The sequence below is a fragment of the Sphingorhabdus sp. genome (genome assembly GCF_041737645.1).
In the GTDB taxonomy this organism is placed as follows: Bacteria; Pseudomonadota; Alphaproteobacteria; order Sphingomonadales; family Sphingomonadaceae; genus Sphingorhabdus_B.
This window is the reverse complement of sequence record NZ_JBGSRI010000070.1, coordinates 37,855-56,504: the sequence shown is the minus strand read 5'-3', so window position 1 is coordinate 56,504 and position 18,650 is coordinate 37,855. Positions and strand designations below refer to the sequence as shown.

25 protein-coding genes and 1 tRNA gene are annotated in these 18,650 nt (G+C 53.6%); 20 read left to right on the top strand and 6 right to left on the bottom strand.

All coding sequences use genetic code 11. From position 1 onward, the window contains the following. Window positions 1-101: 101 nt before the first annotated feature. Entirely contained in the window at window positions 102-479 is a 378-nt protein-coding gene (locus tag ACEW72_RS13600) for a DsrE family protein (RefSeq protein WP_373476929.1), read from the bottom strand. A gap of 86 nt (window positions 480-565) precedes the next feature. Between ACEW72_RS13600 and ACEW72_RS13595 the strand changes: the two genes are divergently transcribed. The 4 genes from ACEW72_RS13595 (at window position 566) to ACEW72_RS13580 (ending at window position 3,172) form a co-directional block, all read left to right on the top strand. Then, the gene (locus tag ACEW72_RS13595; protein ID WP_373476928.1) at window positions 566-1,135 is read left to right on the top strand and encodes a TetR/AcrR family transcriptional regulator; all 570 of its coding nucleotides are present in this window, start codon (window positions 566-568) and stop codon (window positions 1,133-1,135) included. Next, window positions 1,132-1,749, top strand: a complete 618-nt coding sequence (locus ACEW72_RS13590) for a pyridoxamine 5'-phosphate oxidase family protein (protein WP_373476927.1) — start codon at window positions 1,132-1,134, stop codon at window positions 1,747-1,749. Before ACEW72_RS13595 ends, ACEW72_RS13590 begins: the two co-directional genes overlap by 4 nt. Then, window positions 1,746-2,210, top strand: a complete 465-nt coding sequence (locus ACEW72_RS13585) for a DUF1348 family protein (protein WP_373476926.1) — start codon at window positions 1,746-1,748, stop codon at window positions 2,208-2,210. Before ACEW72_RS13590 ends, ACEW72_RS13585 begins: the two co-directional genes overlap by 4 nt. 488 nt (window positions 2,211-2,698) lie before the next feature. Continuing rightward, window positions 2,699-3,172 carry a hypothetical protein gene (locus ACEW72_RS13580; RefSeq protein WP_373476925.1) on the top strand — a complete coding sequence of 158 codons (474 nt, stop codon included), beginning with the start codon at window positions 2,699-2,701 and terminating at the stop codon, window positions 3,170-3,172. 104 nt (window positions 3,173-3,276) lie between these two features. Here ACEW72_RS13580 and ACEW72_RS13575 read toward each other — a convergent pair whose 3' ends face one another. Beyond that, window positions 3,277-4,782 (bottom strand): DUF6538 domain-containing protein, encoded by a 1,506-nt coding sequence (locus tag ACEW72_RS13575; RefSeq protein ID WP_373476924.1) that lies wholly within the window; start codon window positions 4,780-4,782, stop codon window positions 3,277-3,279. A gap of 94 nt (window positions 4,783-4,876) precedes the next feature. Then, window positions 4,877-4,962: transfer RNA gene (locus ACEW72_RS13570), tRNA-Tyr, on the bottom strand. A gap of 145 nt (window positions 4,963-5,107) precedes the next feature. On the opposite strand from ACEW72_RS13570, the gene rlmB reads away from it, so the two are divergent. Genes rlmB through ACEW72_RS13555 form a run of 3 tightly spaced genes read left to right on the top strand, consistent with a single transcriptional unit; the run spans window position 5,108 to window position 7,635 of the window. After that, window positions 5,108-5,866: a 23S rRNA (guanosine(2251)-2'-O)-methyltransferase RlmB gene (gene rlmB / locus ACEW72_RS13565; protein WP_373476923.1), complete on the top strand. Its 759-nt coding sequence runs from the start codon at window positions 5,108-5,110 to the stop codon at window positions 5,864-5,866. A gap of 18 nt (window positions 5,867-5,884) precedes the next feature. After that, window positions 5,885-7,012 carry a hypothetical protein gene (locus ACEW72_RS13560; RefSeq protein ID WP_373476922.1) on the top strand — a complete coding sequence of 376 codons (1,128 nt, stop codon included), beginning with the start codon at window positions 5,885-5,887 and terminating at the stop codon, window positions 7,010-7,012. Then, window positions 7,012-7,635, top strand: a complete 624-nt coding sequence (locus ACEW72_RS13555; protein WP_373476921.1) for a DNA-3-methyladenine glycosylase — start codon at window positions 7,012-7,014, stop codon at window positions 7,633-7,635. The genes ACEW72_RS13560 and ACEW72_RS13555 overlap by 1 nt, the downstream gene beginning before the upstream one ends. On the opposite strand, the gene ACEW72_RS13550 is transcribed toward ACEW72_RS13555, so the two are convergent. Next, window positions 7,632-8,141, bottom strand: a complete 510-nt coding sequence (locus ACEW72_RS13550; RefSeq protein WP_373476920.1) for a hypothetical protein — start codon at window positions 8,139-8,141, stop codon at window positions 7,632-7,634. The genes ACEW72_RS13555 and ACEW72_RS13550 overlap by 4 nt on opposite strands. Window positions 8,142-8,256: 115 nt before the next feature. Between ACEW72_RS13550 and ACEW72_RS13545 the strand changes: the two genes are divergently transcribed. Beyond that, a complete protein-coding gene (locus ACEW72_RS13545; protein WP_373476919.1) occupies window positions 8,257-9,075 on the top strand; it encodes an SDR family oxidoreductase in 819 nt (272 codons plus the stop codon). On the opposite strand, the gene ACEW72_RS13540 is transcribed toward ACEW72_RS13545, so the two are convergent. After that, complete coding sequence (locus ACEW72_RS13540) at window positions 9,065-9,358, bottom strand: 4a-hydroxytetrahydrobiopterin dehydratase (protein ID WP_373476918.1); 294 nt, start codon at window positions 9,356-9,358, stop codon at window positions 9,065-9,067. The two genes, ACEW72_RS13545 and ACEW72_RS13540, sit on opposite strands and share 11 nt — an antisense overlap. Window positions 9,359-9,407: 49 nt before the next feature. Between ACEW72_RS13540 and ccmA the strand changes: the two genes are divergently transcribed. Both ccmA and ACEW72_RS13530 read left to right on the top strand, forming a co-directional pair. Beyond that, the gene (gene ccmA, locus ACEW72_RS13535) at window positions 9,408-10,019 is read left to right on the top strand and encodes a heme ABC exporter ATP-binding protein CcmA (protein WP_373476917.1); all 612 of its coding nucleotides are present in this window, start codon (window positions 9,408-9,410) and stop codon (window positions 10,017-10,019) included. Continuing rightward, a complete protein-coding gene (locus tag ACEW72_RS13530) occupies window positions 10,016-10,663 on the top strand; it encodes a heme exporter protein CcmB (RefSeq protein ID WP_373476916.1) in 648 nt (215 codons plus the stop codon). Before ccmA ends, ACEW72_RS13530 begins: the two co-directional genes overlap by 4 nt. A gap of 18 nt (window positions 10,664-10,681) precedes the next feature. Here ACEW72_RS13530 and ACEW72_RS13525 read toward each other — a convergent pair whose 3' ends face one another. Further along, window positions 10,682-11,509, bottom strand: coding sequence for an SDR family NAD(P)-dependent oxidoreductase (locus tag ACEW72_RS13525; RefSeq protein ID WP_373476915.1), 828 nt, complete (start codon window positions 11,507-11,509; stop codon window positions 10,682-10,684). A gap of 113 nt (window positions 11,510-11,622) precedes the next feature. Between ACEW72_RS13525 and ACEW72_RS13520 the strand changes: the two genes are divergently transcribed. The 10 genes from ACEW72_RS13520 (at window position 11,623) to ybeY (ending at window position 18,642) form a co-directional block, all read left to right on the top strand. Further along, complete coding sequence (locus tag ACEW72_RS13520) at window positions 11,623-12,198, top strand: NifU family protein (protein WP_373476914.1); 576 nt, start codon at window positions 11,623-11,625, stop codon at window positions 12,196-12,198. Window positions 12,199-12,228: 30 nt separating this feature from the next. Further along, a complete protein-coding gene (locus ACEW72_RS13515) occupies window positions 12,229-12,819 on the top strand; it encodes a malonic semialdehyde reductase (protein WP_373476913.1) in 591 nt (196 codons plus the stop codon). 17 nt (window positions 12,820-12,836) lie between these two features. Continuing rightward, window positions 12,837-13,445, top strand: coding sequence for a tRNA (adenosine(37)-N6)-threonylcarbamoyltransferase complex dimerization subunit type 1 TsaB (tsaB, locus tag ACEW72_RS13510; RefSeq protein WP_373476912.1), 609 nt, complete (start codon window positions 12,837-12,839; stop codon window positions 13,443-13,445). Next, entirely contained in the window at window positions 13,442-13,897 is a 456-nt protein-coding gene (locus ACEW72_RS13505) for a GNAT family N-acetyltransferase (RefSeq protein WP_373476911.1), read from the top strand. Before tsaB ends, ACEW72_RS13505 begins: the two co-directional genes overlap by 4 nt. Before the next feature lie 79 nt (window positions 13,898-13,976). Then, the gene (locus ACEW72_RS13500) at window positions 13,977-14,411 is read left to right on the top strand and encodes a MucR family transcriptional regulator (protein WP_373476910.1); all 435 of its coding nucleotides are present in this window, start codon (window positions 13,977-13,979) and stop codon (window positions 14,409-14,411) included. 112 nt (window positions 14,412-14,523) lie between these two features. After that, window positions 14,524-14,946: a Fur family transcriptional regulator gene (locus ACEW72_RS13495; protein ID WP_373476909.1), complete on the top strand. Its 423-nt coding sequence runs from the start codon at window positions 14,524-14,526 to the stop codon at window positions 14,944-14,946. Further along, window positions 14,918-15,718, top strand: a complete 801-nt coding sequence (locus ACEW72_RS13490; RefSeq protein WP_373476908.1) for a lysophospholipid acyltransferase family protein — start codon at window positions 14,918-14,920, stop codon at window positions 15,716-15,718. The genes ACEW72_RS13495 and ACEW72_RS13490 overlap by 29 nt, the downstream gene beginning before the upstream one ends. Before the next feature lie 9 nt (window positions 15,719-15,727). After that, a complete protein-coding gene (gene miaB / locus ACEW72_RS13485; protein WP_373476907.1) occupies window positions 15,728-17,068 on the top strand; it encodes a tRNA (N6-isopentenyl adenosine(37)-C2)-methylthiotransferase MiaB in 1,341 nt (446 codons plus the stop codon). Continuing rightward, window positions 17,069-18,061 carry a PhoH family protein gene (locus ACEW72_RS13480; RefSeq protein WP_373476906.1) on the top strand — a complete coding sequence of 331 codons (993 nt, stop codon included), beginning with the start codon at window positions 17,069-17,071 and terminating at the stop codon, window positions 18,059-18,061. Next, window positions 18,058-18,642, top strand: a complete 585-nt coding sequence (ybeY, locus tag ACEW72_RS13475) for an rRNA maturation RNase YbeY (RefSeq protein WP_373476905.1) — start codon at window positions 18,058-18,060, stop codon at window positions 18,640-18,642. The genes ACEW72_RS13480 and ybeY overlap by 4 nt, the downstream gene beginning before the upstream one ends. Window positions 18,643-18,650: the final 8 nt, after the last annotated feature.

The following is an 18,650-nucleotide window of genomic DNA, read 5'->3' as shown; positions in this document are numbered from 1 at the left end:
GATATTGAGCCATCAAATCGCCGCCTGAACGTCTGGAATGTTGTTGAAAGCGGAACGTCTGCTGTCGGCCATTTATAACCGAAAGCAGACAGAGCGATCGATCAGAAGGTCACAAGCCGGTACCCTTCGTCAAGATAACGAGATAGGTCGGCAATACCTGATGTGCCTGGGATTGCCTTCTCTCGGATCATCGCGATGCCAGTCGATTCCGCGCCTTTAGCCGCTCCAAAGACGTCGGCGCATCCCCCGCAAATTCCGGCAACCTTGTCCGCTATCGCCTGAAATAACGCGTGCGCTGGATGTGCGGGTTTGACGATCTCCGCTGGCCAGCGTGTGCCCGTGCCCTGAAAGAGCAGCTCGACGTGCTGCTGCTTTTCCTTGAGTTCGAGCGTCAAAAACATTGCGTTTAACAAACGTCCAAGCGCCTCTTCGCTGCCGTGCGAAGGATCTGAAAATACGACAATTAGTGTTTTAGTCATTGTGAGTTCCTTTATCTAACGATCGTTAGGCTTGACGATCGGAGTAAAGAATGTCAAAGGTTTTCTAACGAACGGTAGGAAATAAAATGGCACGACCACAATTGATCGATGATGCAGCTCTCATTGAGCGCCTTTCACACACTTTTCGCGCTTTCGGTTATGAAGGCGCGTCGTTGACGCGACTGGCAAAGTCCGCCGGGATGCAAAAGCCAAGTCTTTACCACAGATTTCCACACGGAAAGCGCCAGATGGCGGAGGAGGTACTTACAGCAGCCCGCGGATGGTATGTCGCGCATGTTTTCGGACCATTGGCGCGTGACGGGAGCCCCGCCGAGCGGATCGCCGCCGTCGCTCAGGCGCTGGACACGTTTTATGAGGGCGGCAAACAGGGTTGCCTTCTCAATTTAATGGCGCAGCCGCCGGGAGAAGACTCGCCCTTTGCCGGGCCGATCAGAGAAATGTTTGCGGCGCTGATTGATGCGTTTGCCGCAGTGGCCCGTGAAGCAGGACTTAAACCAGCGGATGCTGCCGAGCACGCCGGACGTACCGTTGCTCTGCTGCATGGCAGTCTTGTTCTTTCGCGTGGTTTAAACAGCAACGCGCCGTTCCGCGCATTTACTGCGTCGTTGGCGCGCGAATTAGGAATTTCAAAATGACCACGCATTACATGGACTTGCTCTTCACGCCCGAGGTGAAGCGACAACAGGAGGTGGCGGGCAGTCGTGACAGCTATGCACGGATGGCCAGCGGGCATGGGACCACGCCAGACATTCTCGGACCAAAGGAAGCAATGTTCCTTGCGACACGCGACAGCTTCTATGTCGCCAGTACCAGCGCTAGCGGATGGCCTTATGTTCAGCATCGCGGCGGGCCGCCAGGCTTTGTCAGAATTCTTGGCGAGACGCGCATCGGCTTTGCCGATTACCGTGGCAATCGACAATATGTCAGCCTCGGCAACGTCGTGACCGACGATCGGGTGGCACTGTTTTTCATGGACTATGTTCGCCGTGCTCGGCTCAAGCTGCTCGGGCGGATGCGCGCCGTATCGCTTGACCACGAACCCGAGCTGGCCGCTGCATTGGTAGACGAGGCTTATGGCGCGACAGTCGAACGTGGCTTCGTTATCGACATCGAGGCTTACGACTGGAACTGCCCTCAGCACATTACGCCGCGCTACATCCAGAGCGACATCGCCGAAATCGTCGCCCCGTTACATCGACGCATTGCAGAACTCGAAGCGATGCTGAACGCCGAAGAGACGCCGCAATGAGCCGTCCACCGCTCCCGCCATTTTGCAAAACTTCAGCGATTCAAAAGGTCCGCGCTGCCGAAGATTCGTGGAACGATCGTGACCCACAGAAAGTCGCGCTTGCTTACACCGTTGATAGCGTCTGGCGAAACCGCTCCGAGTTTTTATCGGGCCGAACTGAAATTGCAGCGTTCTTGGCGCGCAAATGGGCCCGCGAACTCGACTATCGATTGATCAAGGAGCTTTGGACATTTGGCGGCAACCGCATCGCCGTGCGCTTCGCTTATGAATATCACGACGACAGTGGAACGTGGTTTCGTGCTTATGGCAACGAGAATTGGGAATTTGCCGATGACGGCCTAATGGCGCGCCGGATCGCCAGCATCAACGAACATCCTATAGCGCAAAACGATCGTCGCTTTCTATGGCCACTCGGGCGACGGCCGGACAATTACCCGACGCTCAGCGACTTGGGATGCTAAGCTGACAGGTTTCAGAACCGCCAACTAGCGTCCGCAACGTCCGCAATATTGTCGTGTCCGGAAAGCCGGCATTTGTTGCATATTGCTGGAAAGCTCCCCTAAGTTAATGCACTAACCATCGCGCGCATGGGGACAAAAGTGGGGGCCAACTCAGAGTTGCAGAATATATTTGTAGTATTACAGATATTTAGGTGAAGAATTGGTGGACAGGGCTGGACTACCCGTCACGGCTCTTATCAAACTGATATAATTCGTTATTTTCTGCACTTGTGATTGGCGTGTACTACCCGCGTGTATCATTATTAGCAAGTATTGTGTGATTGGTTCTAATCCGACTGCGTGAACCGAACTTAGGTTCGATTATTAGAAATCGTCTGGAATATGCCCTAAAAATCGGCCTGACTGCCAAAGCAGTACACCTTTATGACAGCGCACTCTCCCTTTACATACAGACGGGAGACAATAGTGGCATAGCAGCCCTAGAGACGATGATTGTGGCCGATGCTATGGCTTTGGCTATCCAGACTGGGGAAAGTTCTGCCGATGCCCTAGCGGGGCTTACAATAGACGATGCACTAGGTACTGCTTTCGATGAAATGCAGGAACGGACTACGGCCCCCGAAATGATGGCAGAGCCTGCCCCGGCCCCGGTTGTTAGCCAGTCATTTGCATTTGCATTACCCGGCCAAGCGCCTCGGCCTGCCCCTGTCCCAGCCGCACAACGTCAAATCGTGCAAGCCCCGCCTACATTATCCAACGGCACCGCTGTACGTGCGCCATTGTCAGAACGTGCGGCCCGAAGCTGGGCAGGCGTCCCCATAGGAGCAAGCCCCGCCGTCCGAACGGCAGAGGGTGGCTACAGATCACCGAAAACTGGCGAGGCCCTTGCCCGTGCTATCGGCGTCCCTCTCGGGTCCGTGGCTGGGCAGGCAGCGGCAGCGGTAGAAGCTGCAAACGTATAATCCTGCCCGAGGCACCTAGGATAACCGAACAGGCCCATTGATAATGGCTGGCACTCACACTGCTATCTTACCCTATCGGCGCTGTGCGGCTATCCTGAGGCGTCCTATGGCCTTGCCAGTGACAGGCAGGGATATTGAACCTTGCTAATCGCCTCGAATAATCTCCGGGGGCTGTCCCCTGCACCGTATCCAGCGCCTACAGCGTCAACGGCAGTGCGGCCCCCGAGATATTGCCCGATTGGCGTTTGATGCAATTCAGCTTCCCTGAGTGCATCCTCAAAGTTGTGCCGCAGAGCGTGAAGGCTCTGGCCCTTTAGCCCGATGCCCCGGCTTTTCCGATGTACGCTAAACCAGTCCCCGAACTTGTCTCCCCAAATGCCGCGCTTGTCTGGCAATTCGCCATCAAACAATAGGCCATGCTTGGCGCGCTGGTTTGCTAAATCGAATAAACCCAGTTCAATTAGCAGGGGATGTAAGGCCAGCCGCCGATGGGCGTTATCTGTTTTCAAGTCCCCGGATACATCAAACATTATTACACCCCGGTCTTCTCGGAATAGATCAGCCCTTAGCTGGGCAATCTCGCCACGGCGTAAGCCATGATAAAGGGCAAGCAACGGCCCCCAATATCGGATTGGTTTACCCTTGGGGGCGGTATCGGCTGGGGACCACGGCGCACCGCCAAATAGCTTTTCAAGTTCATGCTCAGGGAACGGCTGCCGTTTCTCAGTGTCGCGCCCGTCAACTTCAACAGCAAGGCCATCAAATACACTGCGATCAATCCAGCCTTCTTGCACCGCATACTTAAAGAAGGCGCGCCAGTATGCCAGATAGCTATCGCTGATAGTGTTGCTGGCGAGTAGCGGCAGATTGTCTTTAGCTGCCAAACTGGCCCGGCGAGATGGGGGCAAGCCCCTGCCTATCCATTGGTCACTGGGCTGGGCATGCAGCATGGCTAATGCTTTCCGAGCATCCTCTCGGGTAACATCCGGCAGCCGCTTGCCCTTCCCCAGCACCGCAATCAGGAAAGCAAAGGATGTACCATTAGCCCGTATTGTTGACCCCGTGCGCTTCGCGACACGGTGAGCCGTATATGTCGCAATGCCATCGGCAAGCGTGTGGCCACCGCGCAAAACGGTTTCAGCCCTCACCGCTGCCGTTGCCGCTTTGATAGTTTCGACCGGGGTTTCCCGTTCCTCCCGGATAATATCAAGCATGGCGGAAGTCTCGGGAGGCAGCGCAGCGGTACTCACGTGCATGGCTTCACGTAAAACTACCCTGAGAGCCGACCGGGCCTCTCGACGGCCTGCGCTGGCTTTAGCTGCCGCCGCAGCCGCAAGGCGTTGTTCTGTTATCCGAGCGGCCTCAGCCTCATTATCCTCCCCGGCAAGCAGTCGGCTGGCTTCATAAATAAGCCTATCATGCTCCGATGCCAGCGCGTCACGCATTTGACGCGCTTCATAGGGGTCGCGGGTGCCTAATGATAAAATCCATTCGGAGACCGGGAAAGCAATTTCCCCGACCGTCTGCCCTTTAAGGTTATCTGGTACACGGCGGCGGTATTTATAAATGCCCGTAGGCTGACGTTTTAGATATAGTGGGAGCGTTCCCATTTCATCCTCCGTAAATGATACACGTGTATCACTCACGCAGAAAATACCCCTTATAATCAGCAAGTTGTAAGCCTATCAATGGCTTACAGTGTATTGGTGGACAGGGCTGGATTCGAACCAGCGTACGGAAAACCGGGCAGATTTACAGTCTGCTGCCTTTAACCACTCGGCCACCTGTCCACGTCTTTAGCGGGTCTTACTGCATAAACATAAGGGCCGGTCCCGCTAAGGAAGCAGCCCAATGGCGAAACGGCACTTGCCTGTCAATGCCTCAAGTGGGAAAGGGGCGTTACTTAACGCTTTTTAATTGGATCGAACCCAAGCCATGTCTTCCCATAAAAGCCACCGTCGTCGTGGCGCAGCCTCTGTTAGTGGCAATCCCAAATTTTACGGCCGTCACGCCGTCTATGCCGCGCTCGACAACCCCGAACGGCGCCTCATAAAGTTATGGGGCACGCGCGAAGAGATCGACAAAATCGTCATTCCCGATGGTTTGTCTGTCCAATTTGCAGAGGTCGCGGACCTCGCCCGTTTTGTGCCAAAGGACGCCCCGCATCAGGGATTGGTGCTTGAAGTAGCGCCGCTAGAAGATGTCTGGCTGACCGACGCTTTGGCGGTGGACGAAAACGATATGCGGCCATTGCTTATTTTGGATCAGGTGACCGATCCGCATAATGTCGGCGCGATTTTTCGTACCGCTGCGGCGTTCAACGCGGTGGCTGTCATAACCCAAGACCGGCATGCACCGCCCGAATCCGGCGCATTGGCAAAAGCGGCATCGGGCGGGATTGAAATTACGCCGTGGGTGCGGGTGGTTAATCTGGCCCGTGCGCTGGAAGAAATCGCTGAAGCGGGCTATTGGCGGATCGGGCTTTCCGGCCATGCAACCGCAACGCTGGATCAGGCGCTCACCCCCGGGCGCAATGCGCTGGTGCTCGGCGCGGAAGGCGACGGTTTGCGGCATAATATCGAGGAGCATTGCGACCAATTGGCAAAACTGCCAATCAGTGAGCAGATGGAATCGCTCAACGTATCCAATGCCGCCGCCATTGCGCTCTATGCGGCAACGGTACGCAGAGGCTGAACGCGAAGGGGAATCGCCATGCAAAAGAGTCTGGTCACGACATGGGCAAAAGCGGCGGTTGCCACGATCGCCTGTTTTTCACTCGGCGGGTGCCTGATCCTGCCCGGGGAATTTGTGTCGGCAATGACCGTACGCAAGAACGGCGATTTCAATTTTACCTATAAGGGGCAGATCCAACTGGTTGGCCTTGCCAATTTGCTGGACAACGACTTTTTGGGCAACAAGACTTCGGCCGAGTTCAAGGCGGTGTGCTGGAACGATACGATCGAGCCGACGACCGAAAACAGCGAAACGATGGAGATCGACCTGAAACGCGATGATGTCGCCGCGGTCGGTGGTCCGGTGTTAGGCCTTGTTCCGGGGTCGAACTGGCGGTCAAATGTACTGGCATTTCAGGACGAGCAGAAAACGCAGGAAGAAGAGGCGAATATCGCGGCCGAAGCCGCCGCAGCGGATGCCGCTGGTGCGGCTGCAGATGCCGCCGCCGCCGCCGCAAAGGCCGCAGTCAATTCGTGGAACAGCAATGAACGCGAGTGCACCGCTGCGGAAATCAAGGAACAAAAGGTCAATTGGGACATCGAACAGGCCGAAAAGAAAAAGCGCGATGAACAAGGTCGCAAGATGGCCGAAATGATGCTGGGCGGAATTGATCCGAAAAATCCCGAAACCATCAAGCGCTTCACGCGAGAGGTCGAGCGTCTCGCCGCGTGGAACAAGGTCGAGCATCTGGGCAATGGCGTTTTTATGATCGATTACAGCACCAGCGGCAAACTGGCGGACGACTTTGCCTTTCCCGTAATTCCACGATACGCGCTGGGCGAACCGATGATCCATATCACGCGCTGGGACAATGGCCGTCTGCGTGTCGAGGCACCTGCTTTTCGCACCGATCCCGAAATGTCGCTCAGCACGCTGATCGGCATGGGCAGCATGGCAGCAGGTTTCATGGGCAAAGGCGGCACCGACAAGATGCCTGCCGAGCCCATTGCGATAAAGGGCACCTTCACCCTCACCACCGATGCGCGCATTTTGGCCAATAACAGTGAAGACGGGCCGGAGGACGCCAATGGCATGCAAACGCTGCGCTGGGATGTCGGCCCTGCCCTTTACGGCGCGCCGATGGCGTTGCTGAAGCTAGTCGGCTGATGGGTATTTCGGCGCAAGGACTAAAGGACGCGCTTGATTCGCTGGCGCAGATCGAGCCTGGCTTTGCCCAAGCCATCGCTGCAACCGGCTATCCCGAAGCGCGCATTCGCGAGCCCGGCTATTCCACATTGTTACGAACCATCGTCGGCCAGCAGGTCAGCGTGGCCTCTGCGGCCTCGGTTTGGAACAAGCTGGAGGCATTGCTCGGCGACGGTTGTGCGGCGCACAAGCTGATTGAGCAGGATTTCGATGCCTTGCGCGCCTGTGGCCTCAGCCGTCAGAAACAGGGCTATGCCCGTTCGCTGGCCGAGCTGGTCGTCACCGGCGAACTCCCCCTCGACACCCTGCCCACCGATGACGAGGAAGCCATTGCGTATCTCACCAAAGTCAAAGGCATCGGTCGCTGGTCGGCGGAGATATATCTTTTGTTCGCCGAAGGCAGGACCGATATCTGGCCCGCGGGCGATCTTGCGGTGCAGGAAGGCGTCGGACGTCTGTTAAAGTTGGACGCACGTCCATCGGAAAAGGAAATCCGGGTGCTGGCCGAAAAATGGCGGCCGCACCGGGGTGCTGCGGCGATTTTCACCTGGCATATTTACGCCAAGGGTTTTCAGGCTATCTAAAGTTTCAAACCGGGATTGAGCTTCATCATTTCCAAGACGAAGCTTTTCGGCTTTTTGAAAAATTTGCTCTTCCGGTTGACGGTCAATCCCAGCAGCGCCGCAGCCTCCATCGCGAAATGGACGCAATTGCGGCTGTTCAAGCTATAGCTTTTACCCGGCATATTCCGCCATTTGTCGACCAGCGCGATCAACTTTGCATATTCCAGATCCGATAGACGCAGCGAAAAATGCGGGTTACTGCTAGCAATATATTTGTCGCCCTTGGTTTCGATCATACCCTTTACCGACCCCATCAGAATGGCGGGCGAAACGCTGACGGCGGTAAAGCCATAATTGGTGTCGACCTGTTCGCCGGTCGAATCGACTTTGCCCTTCAGCTTCACAAAAGCGTGCGGAAAATGGTCGCCGAAATCATGGCTGTAAAACGTCGCGATAACCTCCGCTTTAGCCGCAACTGGGTTCAGGCTGGCGAAAAGAAGGAAAAGCAGGGGGAAAATGCGAAACATATCTACTCCTTGGGAACGCCGGATTTATCCAGCCTTTATGGCGACGGCAAGAAACAGTTGACGCGAACGTCAAATTGATGTCGCTGACATTTGTGTAAACGGGAGAGTCGCCAAGATGGCTGAAAAACAAAAGAGCATGTTTGTAACCGGAGCCGCGTCCGGTCTGGGCCGTGAAGTGGCCCGTTATTTTGCCAATGTCGGCTGGTTTATCGGCCTTGCCGACGTCGATACGGCTGGCCTTGCGGAAACGGCAAAGCTGCTGCCCCCCGGAATGAGTTCAACGCATAAGCTGGATGTGACCGACCGGGCGCAGTGGAAAAAAGCGGTCGCCGAATTCGCCGGACATACCGGCGGGCAAATGACGGTGTTGTTCAACAATGCCGGAATCGGAACTGGTGGCCCCATTCAGGACATGACAGACGATGAAATTGACATGATGATCGCTGTCAACCTGACAGGCGTCATCAGCGGCACGCGCGCCTGTTTCGATCTGTTGAAAAACACGCCGGAAGCCTGCGTCCTCTACACCAGTTCAGCGGCGGGCATTTACGGGTCAGCGGGCCTCAGCGTTTACAGCGCAACCAAATTTGCCGTGCGCGGCCTTGCCGAAGCACATGACATCGAATGGCGGCGACTGGGTATCAAATCACGAAGCCTGATGCCCGGATTTATCGACACGAACATAATTGGCGCGGTTGACGTGGGCAGTAACATGTCCGGTAAAGAAAAGCTGCAGTCCGTGGGTATCGAAGTCAGCCCTGTTTCCATCATCGGCCCGGCGGCCTGGAACGCAATTCATGGCGACCAGGTGCATACGACCGTCAACAAAATGGCCAAGCAACTGGCTTTTTCCGCGAGATGGTTCCCGAACCGGCTCAGAAAATCTCTCGGGCTGTTGGAGGGTCTCGGGGACGTTGTCCAACCTAAGACGTAATCTGGTCAATCAGAGCGGCCATTGAAATATCTCGTTGGGATAGCCCACCGGCGTCGTGGGTTGTCAGATGAATTTCAACACGGTTATAGACATTGAACCACTCAGGATGATGGTCCGCTTTTTCGGCCAATATTGCGACGCGCGCCATGAAACCGAACGCTTCGGCAAAATCTGAAAATATCAATTCTCTGCGGATTCCCTTGGAAGCTGCATCATAAGTCCACTTGGGCAAGTGGCTAAGCGCCGTGGCCCTTTCATTATCATCCAGACTTCGCAGTGCCATTATATCATCCCGGTTTTGCAATTCGTATAATTCATGCCTATGTCGGCGCATGACAGCCCGTCAAGCCCATCGATCATCACTCCATCTCAAAAATGTTGCGATATTTCGCGGCAACCGGTTTGTGCTGAATGCCATAAATCTAGCCGCAACGCAGGGCGATACCGTCTGGATCAGAGGCGCTAACGGCAGTGGCAAATCTACATTATTGCGGGCTATCGCAGGCCTTTTGGATATCCATTCAGGAACGGTCGATATTATCGGGACAGTGGCTTTATCAGACGAGAATCTGGCCCTTGAATCCAATCTACCGCTTTCCAAAGCATTGCAATTTTGGGCGTTCCTTGATAATGCAACGCCGCAAGACAGTGTTGTATCGATGACGGCGATGGACATAATGTCCTTATCAGAAGTCCCGGTCCGTTATTTATCAACCGGCCAGCGAAAGCGCGCCGGGCTGGCGCGGATACTGGCATCGAAAGCATCGATTTGGTTGCTGGACGAACCTTATAACGGATTGGACAGCGCAAGTACCGCACATTTGGACGCCGCCATTGTCGCGCATTCGAACGCAGGCGGCATAACTTTACTCGCCGCGCATCAGTCACCCTCCATCAATGTATCGCAAAGTGTCGTGCTTGACCGTTTGGAGCACGCGGCATGAAAAAATTCATCCAATTGGTTGTTCGTGAAATTCGGCTTGCTTGGATTGGTGGCGGCATCTGGTTGCCCGTTATCTTTTATCTCGCGGTTGCAACGCTTTTCCCTTTTGTCACCGGACCTGACAAAGCCTTGCTCGCACGCACCGGTGGCGGCATATTATGGATCGCCGCTTTGCTTTCAACGCTTTTGCCCGTTGAACGGCTCATTTTGCCTGATCGTCAAAGCGGAGTTTTAGACCAATTGAACATTCGTGGATGGTCAGATGAGCTGATTGCTGTCGTTAAGATAGTTGGCCAATTATTCGCTTTCGCGATCCCCCTGTTATTGGCCACGATCATAGCATCAGCTCTAATCGGCCTACCAGAATCAAAGCTGCAGACATTGCTCATTGGACTTGCTTTTGCATTGCCAGCGCTATCAGGACTTGCCGTCACTATTTCAGCACTCACCGCAGGATTAAACGGGGCGAGTGCATTAGGCGGATTATTACTTATTCCACTGGCAATACCGATACTCATTTTTGGAGCGGGTACATTGTCGGATGACCCGGGCAATGCCATGCAACTCCTAGCGGCGACCGCTGTTGCTATAGCCGCACTTTCACCATTCGCAGCCGGAGCAGCCCTACGAGCCGGACGCAATTGAACGTCCGTCAAATCGATTCTAAGGCTGTGCCGCCAGCTTTTGGGCGTAGCCATTAGCGACCATAGCCTCAACCATGTCAAAAAGCTTCTCCGGATCTTGGGCACGCAGCACCGGGATGCTGGCTTCCATTCCTTCAGCAATCACGATTTCCCGCTTTCCATCTGCCACTGCATTCCAGATCGTGCTGGCGACCACAGCAGGGTCAATGCCATTTTCGATTGCAGCATCGCTGCTTCCACGCGCTGAGCCGTCGGCGTTCAACGCATTACGCGATACATTGGTTCGAACCGAACCCGGTGCAACCACGAGCACACCAATCCCCTGCCCCGCGATTTCACTTCTCAACGCATCACTATATCCTATTAGGCCGTGCTTTGCGGCACAATATGCGGTTCGCAACGGGACCCCGGCTTTGCCCGCGACGCTGGATATCATCACGAGCTGACCAGACCCGCGTTCAATTAAATGAGGCAACAGCTTTTGCGTAAGCGCGATTGGCGCAAGCAAGTCGACAGAAATAATCTGATCATAAACAGAAAAATCGGTATCAATTGCCAAAGAACGTTGGGAAATTCCCGCATTGTTTATTAATATATCCACCGCACCACGAAACGCCACCGCCGTTGCCACCATCTGTTCGAGAACGTCAAAATCCTGGGTGTCGAATGGCAGAATATGGCAGCGTTCGGGCGCGCCAGTCTCTCGCATGACGCGTTCTAATTCCGGCACTTTCCGACCGGATAATATGGCCGAGCCACCGTCGGCGACAAAAGCTTTTGCCAAAGCTTCACCAATGCCGGATGAAGCGCCCGTTACCCAAACCGTTTTTCCGCTTTGATCGACCATGTCTGTGCTCCGAAATCTTTAGGGTCAGGACCCTAGATCGGGATGACAGTTGCTTGCTGCCTGTCAAGGAAAACTCGCTTGCACTTTCGCGCACCTCGCACCACATATGCATCATGCTGATAGAAACCGAACTCACCCCGAACCCCGCGACCATCAAATTTCTTCCCGGCCAAATCGTGATGGAAACCGGCACCCGCGATTTTGCTGATCCTGAAGAGGCGGCCGCATCGCCTTTGGCCGAGGCGCTTTTTAGCCTTGGCGATGTGACAGGTGTTTTCTTTGGGCGCGAATTTATTTCTGTGACCGCTGCACCGGGCGTAGACTGGGCCGGGCTAAAACCCGACGTTCTGGGGATATTGCTCGATCATTTCAGCGCCAATATGCCCCTGTTTCATGCTCCTTCAGCAGGATTTTCGGTACCCTCCGGGAACTCGGACTTTCCTCTCGACGACCCAGCCGATGAAGATATCGTTGTACAGATCAAAGAACTGATAGAGACTCGCGTCCGGCCGGCCGTGGCCAATGATGGTGGCGACATTGTGTATCGCGGTTTTCAAAAGGGCGTCGTATTTTTGCAAATGCAGGGCGCCTGTTCGGGATGCCCCTCTTCGTCCGCAACCTTGAAAAATGGCATCGAACAGCTTTTGAAGCATTATGTTCCAGAAGTAACTGAAGTCCGCGCCGCCTGATTTTGCAAAATATTGAAAGATACCCTATTGATGAATATGCCATTGCAAGATGCCGCCTTAGACCAGTTGTTCCGAACAGCACGCACGTACAACGGATATCTCGATACAGCAGTCAGCGAGGCACAGCTTGAAGCGATTTGGGAACTTTTGAAATTTGGACCAACATCGGCCAATTGCTTGCCCGCACGCATTGTTTGGTGCGTGAGCACAGATGCGAAAGCAAAGCTGGCAGCGCTCGCTGCGCCCGCCAATGGCGACAAGATTTTGAAAGCGCCGGTTACTGCTATTATCGGAATGGATATGGAGTTTTACGAACAGCTTCCCGATCTGTTCCCTCATACCGATGCCCGTAGCTGGTTTGTCGGTAATGACGAATTGATTGAAAAAACCGCATTTCGAAATTCAAGCTTGCAAGGTGCCTACTTCATTATGGCCGCTCGCGCACTTGGACTTGATACAGGTGCCATGTCTGGTTTCAGCAACGATGCTGTCGATGCGGCTTTCTTTGCCGGTACCAAGGTCAAATCAAACTTCATTTCGACGCTAGGATATGGTGACCCTGCCAGCATTTTCGAACGCAGCCCACGTCCGAATTTCGATCGCTTCAATACAATAGCCTGAATCGTTAGCCTGATTGCATGCGTAGTTTGGTCATCGATACCGCGACAAAAGCCTGCTCCGTCGCGCTTTACCGTGACGACAAGATTATTGCCGCAAGTTTTGAAGTGATTGGCCGCGGGCATGCCGAACGTCTTTTGCCTTTGATAGCGGCATTACCGGAGCGCGGACGCGCCGACCAGATTTTGGTCGATATAGGCCCTGGCAGCTTTACCGGAATACGGATTGGTGTTGCGGCAGCAAAAGCTTTAGGCTTTGCATGGAATATCCCGGTGCATGGCTATTCTTGTTTATCATTGGTCGCCGCCATGACTTTTGAAAAATGCCCGGTTGTGAATGCAATTGATATCGTAATGACGGGTGGTCACGGAGAATATTTTTCCGGAAGTTTTGACACCGCCTGCAACGCTATTTCACCCACAGTTTCCATCAAGCCTGAAACCATCGCTGCTTTTTGCCACGCCAAATATATTGGTGGCGATTTTGATCCCGGAATCGATGACAAAATCTGGATCGACGTGTTACCCGACGCCCAAAAATGGCACTTGATAAGGGAGTTGCCAAATCTTGCCCCCTCCCCGTTATATGGCCGCGCTCCTGATGCCAAGCCGGCTATGGTTATGTCATGATAGAAATTGTTGAAGGCGATGCAACCGACATCGCAACTATCATGCCGATAATGAGCGATGCCTTCGATCCTGCATTTGGCGAAGCATGGACAGCGGCGCAGTGCCTTTCCGCTTTGGCCATGCCCGATTGCCGGTTGTTGATCGCAAAAGCCGATGACGCCGTTTTGGGGTTTTCAATCAGTCGCTGGGTATTGGACACAGAAGAATTGCTTATGATCGGGGTCGTCAAAGATCGGCAAAGACAAAAAATCGGAAGTTTATTGTTAATCGAGACGATAAAAAACGCGACTATTGGAAATAGAAGTCAATTATTTCTTGAATGCCGAGACGGAAATAATGCAATGGATTTTTATAGCAACATTGGTTTTGAACCGATTGGTCGACGAAAAAATTATTATAACAGCGATGACGGCCTACGACCCGACGCGATCACAATGTCTTACATTCTATAGTTTCATTGACTTGATTTGGCATCATCTATAATTCCATATTCGCTAGTAAAACAAAAAAATGGGGTCATGGAGAATTTAGATGTCACAAGAAAGTATCGATGCAGCAGAATTGCTGATCACTTTAACTGCCGATATTGTTGCTGCACATGTAAGTAATAACAGCGTTGCCGTTTCGGACGTTCCGACACTGATCGGAAATGTTCACGCCGCACTTGCAGGTTTATCGACAGAAGTTGTTGTAGTCGAAGCACCATTAGAGCCCGCTGTCCCTATTCGCACGTCAATCAAGAAAGATTATATCGTTTGTCTAGAAGACGGCAAGAAACTGAAAATGCTGAAACGTCATCTTATGACGCACTACGGCATGACTCCTGACGATTATCGGGCGAAATGGGGCCTTGCCGCCGATTACCCGATGGTCGCTCCTGCTTATGCCGAGCAACGCCGCGTGTTAGCCAAGGCTATTGGCCTCGGGCGGGCCCCAGGGTCAGGTCGGAAAAAGAAAGTTAAATAAGCGACTTTCCAACAACGGCAATACCATAACTGGAAGCGAGAGACTGAAGGCCGGGTGTATGCCCGGCCTTTTTCTTTGACGAATCGCAGGGCCTCACTAAACATCGCACACGATGGACACGAAAATCGATATTGAGGCATTATGCCAAGAACGCGGTCTCCGCATCACGGATCAACGCCGCGTCATTGCGCGCGTCATCTCGGACGCGGCGGACCACCCCGATGTCGAAGAGCTTTATCGGCGGTCTTCCGCAATTGACCCGAAAATATCGATTGCGACAGTTTATAGAACTGTCCGCCTGTTTGAAGAGGCAGGCATATTGGACCGCCATGACTTCGGCGACGGACGCGCCCGATACGAAGCATCACCCGAGGCGCATCACGACCATTTGATCGATGTTGAAACCGGTAAAGTTGTCGAATTTGTTGATCCTGAACTTGAGGCGCTTCAAAAAGTAATCGCTGAACGGCTTGGCTATCGCCTGGTCGACCACCGGATGGAGTTATATGGCGTCGCCATCGACCGTAAAGATTGAGCGACGCACCCCTGTCGCATTTTTAGCAGGCCAGTTGATGTTCCTTTTCCGGTTGCTGTTGATGACAAGCAGCCTGATTTTCGCACTGATATTGCATAATATATGGCGCGTGTTTGGCCAAAGCTCACCTTGGCCGCGGTTGTTTTTACTGTCGATCAGTTGGACCAGCGGCATTGCGACCGCAACCACCGGCACGCGCATCCGCCGAAATGTCTTTTACGCCGCCAATCACCATAGCTGGATCGATATACCGGTCATGTCAGGCGTTACCGGCTGCACTTTTGTTGCGAATGACAGTATCGAAGGCTGGCCGCTCATCGGATGGCTTTGCAAGATCAATAATACGATATTTGTCAGCCGCGAAAACAGGCTAAACATCGGCAATCAGGTCGATGATTTGCGTGAAGCCATGACCAGTGACCAGCCGGTGACGATTTTCCCGGAAGGCACCACGCACGATGGAACAGGACTGTTGCCGTTCAAACCCTCGTTATTCGCGGCATTGGTGCCGCCGCCGCCCGGCATGCTGGTACAACCCGTCTATATAAATTATGGACATCACACCCCCAGGATCGCGTGGGTTGGCGATGAAAAAGTGACAGATAATTTCTGGCGTCTTTTGTCCTATCTAAAGCCGATAACTGCAACCTTGCATTTTCTCGAACCATTTGATCCAGCGCATTATCCTGACCGAAAGGCCATATCGGCTGAGGTACGAAGTCGCATCGGTTCGGCGATGGAGGCTGGCGGCACTCCGCCGCGCTATGTATAGGCGCTCGGCATGAGCATGGATTCACCTAAAACCTACACGATCAAAAACTACGGCTGCCAAATGAACGTTTACGATGGCGAACGAATGGCGGAGCTTTTTGATGCCCAAGGCATGACCCCCGCGGATGATAAGAATGACGCTGACATTGTTGTCTTAAATACCTGCCATATAAGGGAAAAAGCCGCAGAAAAGGTATATTCGGAAATCGGGAGGCTAGGCAAAACCAGTCGCAGTCCTGGCGGCCCGATGATCGCCGTTGCAGGATGCGTCGCGCAGGCAGAAGGAAGCGAAATTAGTCGGCGTGCGCCAACCGTCGACATTGTGGTAGGTCCGCAAGCCTATCACAATTTACCACAGATGATTGCCGATGTTACCTCTGGCAAACGCGCCGTAGATCTTGATTTACCGGGCCTTGATAAATTTTCGCAGCTTCCGCAAAAGCGCAAAACCGGAGCCTCCGCATTTTTAACAGTTCAAGAAGGCTGCGACAAATTCTGTACATATTGTGTTGTACCTTACACGCGTGGCGCAGAGGTTTCCCGCAGCTGGAGCGCCCTTATCGATGAGGCGAAGGCACTGATCGAAGGCGGCGCAAAGGAAATCACGCTGCTCGGGCAAAATGTAAATGCATGGACGGGCGAAGATGATACCGGCACGATGCAGGGACTTGATGGCCTTATCCGGGCCCTGGACCGCCTCGATGGCCTTAAACGCATTCGTTACATGACCAGTCACCCCAATGACATGACCGAGGGATTAATTGCCGCGCATGGCGACGTTGAAAAGCTGATGCCTTTTCTACACCTTCCGGTTCAATCTGGCTCGGACCGTATTTTGAAAGCGATGAACAGAAGCCACAGCCGCGACAGCTATCTGAAAATCCTTGACCGTGCGCGCTCGGTTCGCCCCGACATTGCCCTTTCCGGTGACTTTATCGTTGGATTTCCAGGCGAAAGCGATGCGGATTTCGCTGACACCCTGAGCCTTGTACGTGCGGTTGGGTACGCGCAGGCGTTTTCGTTCAAATATAGCCCGCGGCCCGGTACTCCTGCTGCTGATATGGACACCCAAATTTCAACAGACATAATGGATGACAGGCTGCAGCAACTTCAATCGCAGCTTGTTGCTGACCAGTCGGCATTTAATAGCAAAATGCTCGGAAAAACGTGCGAAGTGTTGCTCGAAAGACCCGGAAAGCTAGGGAACCAATTAATAGGTAAATCACCTTGGATGCAATCGGTGCATGTGCTTGCGCCCGACCTGACAATCGGTGATATTGTTCATGTAGAGATTACCGATTCTGGACCATTGAGTTTGAAAGGTGAACCGACAATGAGAGCAGCGGCCTGAATGGCAAAAAGGGCACAAGCGCAAGCTGGTGATATGTCGCGGCTCGAAATGAGCTTTGACAAACCACATCTTATCAACTCTGTTTTCGGCGAATTTGACCGGAATTTGGTAACAATCGAAAACCGGCTCGGGGTATATATCTCCGCACGCGGCAATCGCGTCCAGATCGAAGGCGAAGCAGGTGCGACCGCACGGGCCCGGGATATCCTCAATGATATCTATTCAAGGGTACTTCGCGGCGAAAATATTGATGCCGAGGCCGTGCAATCAATCATCGCAATGACAGCCGAACCCACATTGGAAGGCATTGTCCGCAAAGAAGTCTCGGACGCGCCCGGTATCATGATCCGCACCCGCAAGAAAACGTTGGTTCCGCGCTCCGCCAACCAAGTGCCCTATATGGAGGCCCTTGCCCGTGACGAGATAATCTTTGCATTGGGGCCGGCAGGCACCGGAAAAACCTATCTTGCAGTGGCGCAGGCTGTTGCGATGCTCATAACCGGCGCTGTCCAGCGCCTTGTACTTTCCCGCCCCGCGGTCGAAGCGGGCGAACGGCTGGGTTTTCTGCCGGGCGATATGAAAGAAAAGGTAGATCCCTATCTCCGCCCGATTTACGATGCACTGTATGATTGCCTTCCGGCAGAGCAAGTGGAACGGCGCATGGCATCCGGTGAAATCGAAATCGCGCCTATTGCTTTCATGCGCGGCAGAACATTGGCGGATGCTTTTATCATATTGGACGAAGCGCAGAATACCACCGCCGCGCAAATGAAAATGTTCTTGACCCGTTTTGGCATGAACAGCCGCATGGTAATATGCGGCGATCCCCATCAAGTTGACATCCCCGGGGGCGAACGCATGTCCGGCCTGAATGATGCCGTGCAACGGCTGGAGGGTGTAGATGGCATTCAAACTATCCGCTTCAACAGCAGCGACGTTGTCCGCCATCCGTTGGTAGGACGCATCGTCGATGCTTATGAGGGGCCGGAATGATTGATGTCGAATTGGACATCGGGCTGGATTGGCGCAACAGCGGGTTCGGGCAAGTTGAAGTTGAAAAGGCGGTAGATGCAGCGGTGAAGTTTGCCGGGTTGCCGGGGCTTTCGGATTATCCTTCGCCAATCGAGGTGAGCATCAAGCTGTCGGACAATGACGAGGTCCACGCCCTTAATCGCGAATGGCGCGATAAGAATAAGCCGACCAATGTCCTGAGCTTTCCGACGTTGGATGACGATGATTTGAATTCTTTCCGTCACCCTGAACTCGTTTCAGGGTCCATCGCTACTCAAAGACCGGAGGGTGAGGCGGCAAAATGGACCCTGAAACAAGTTCTGGGTGACGAGCCGGAGATGGAGTTGCTATTGGGCGACATCATCTTGGCTTATGGCGTTTGCGAGGCCGAAGCCGCCGAAAAGAACATCCCAATTGCCGTCCATGCCGCACATTTGGTCATACATGGTATGCTACATTTGCTCGGCCACGACCACATCGACGATGACGATGCAGAGGCGATGGAAGCTTTGGAGGTAAAAGCGCTTGCATCCATAGGCCTCGACAATCCATATAGTGAATAATCTACGGC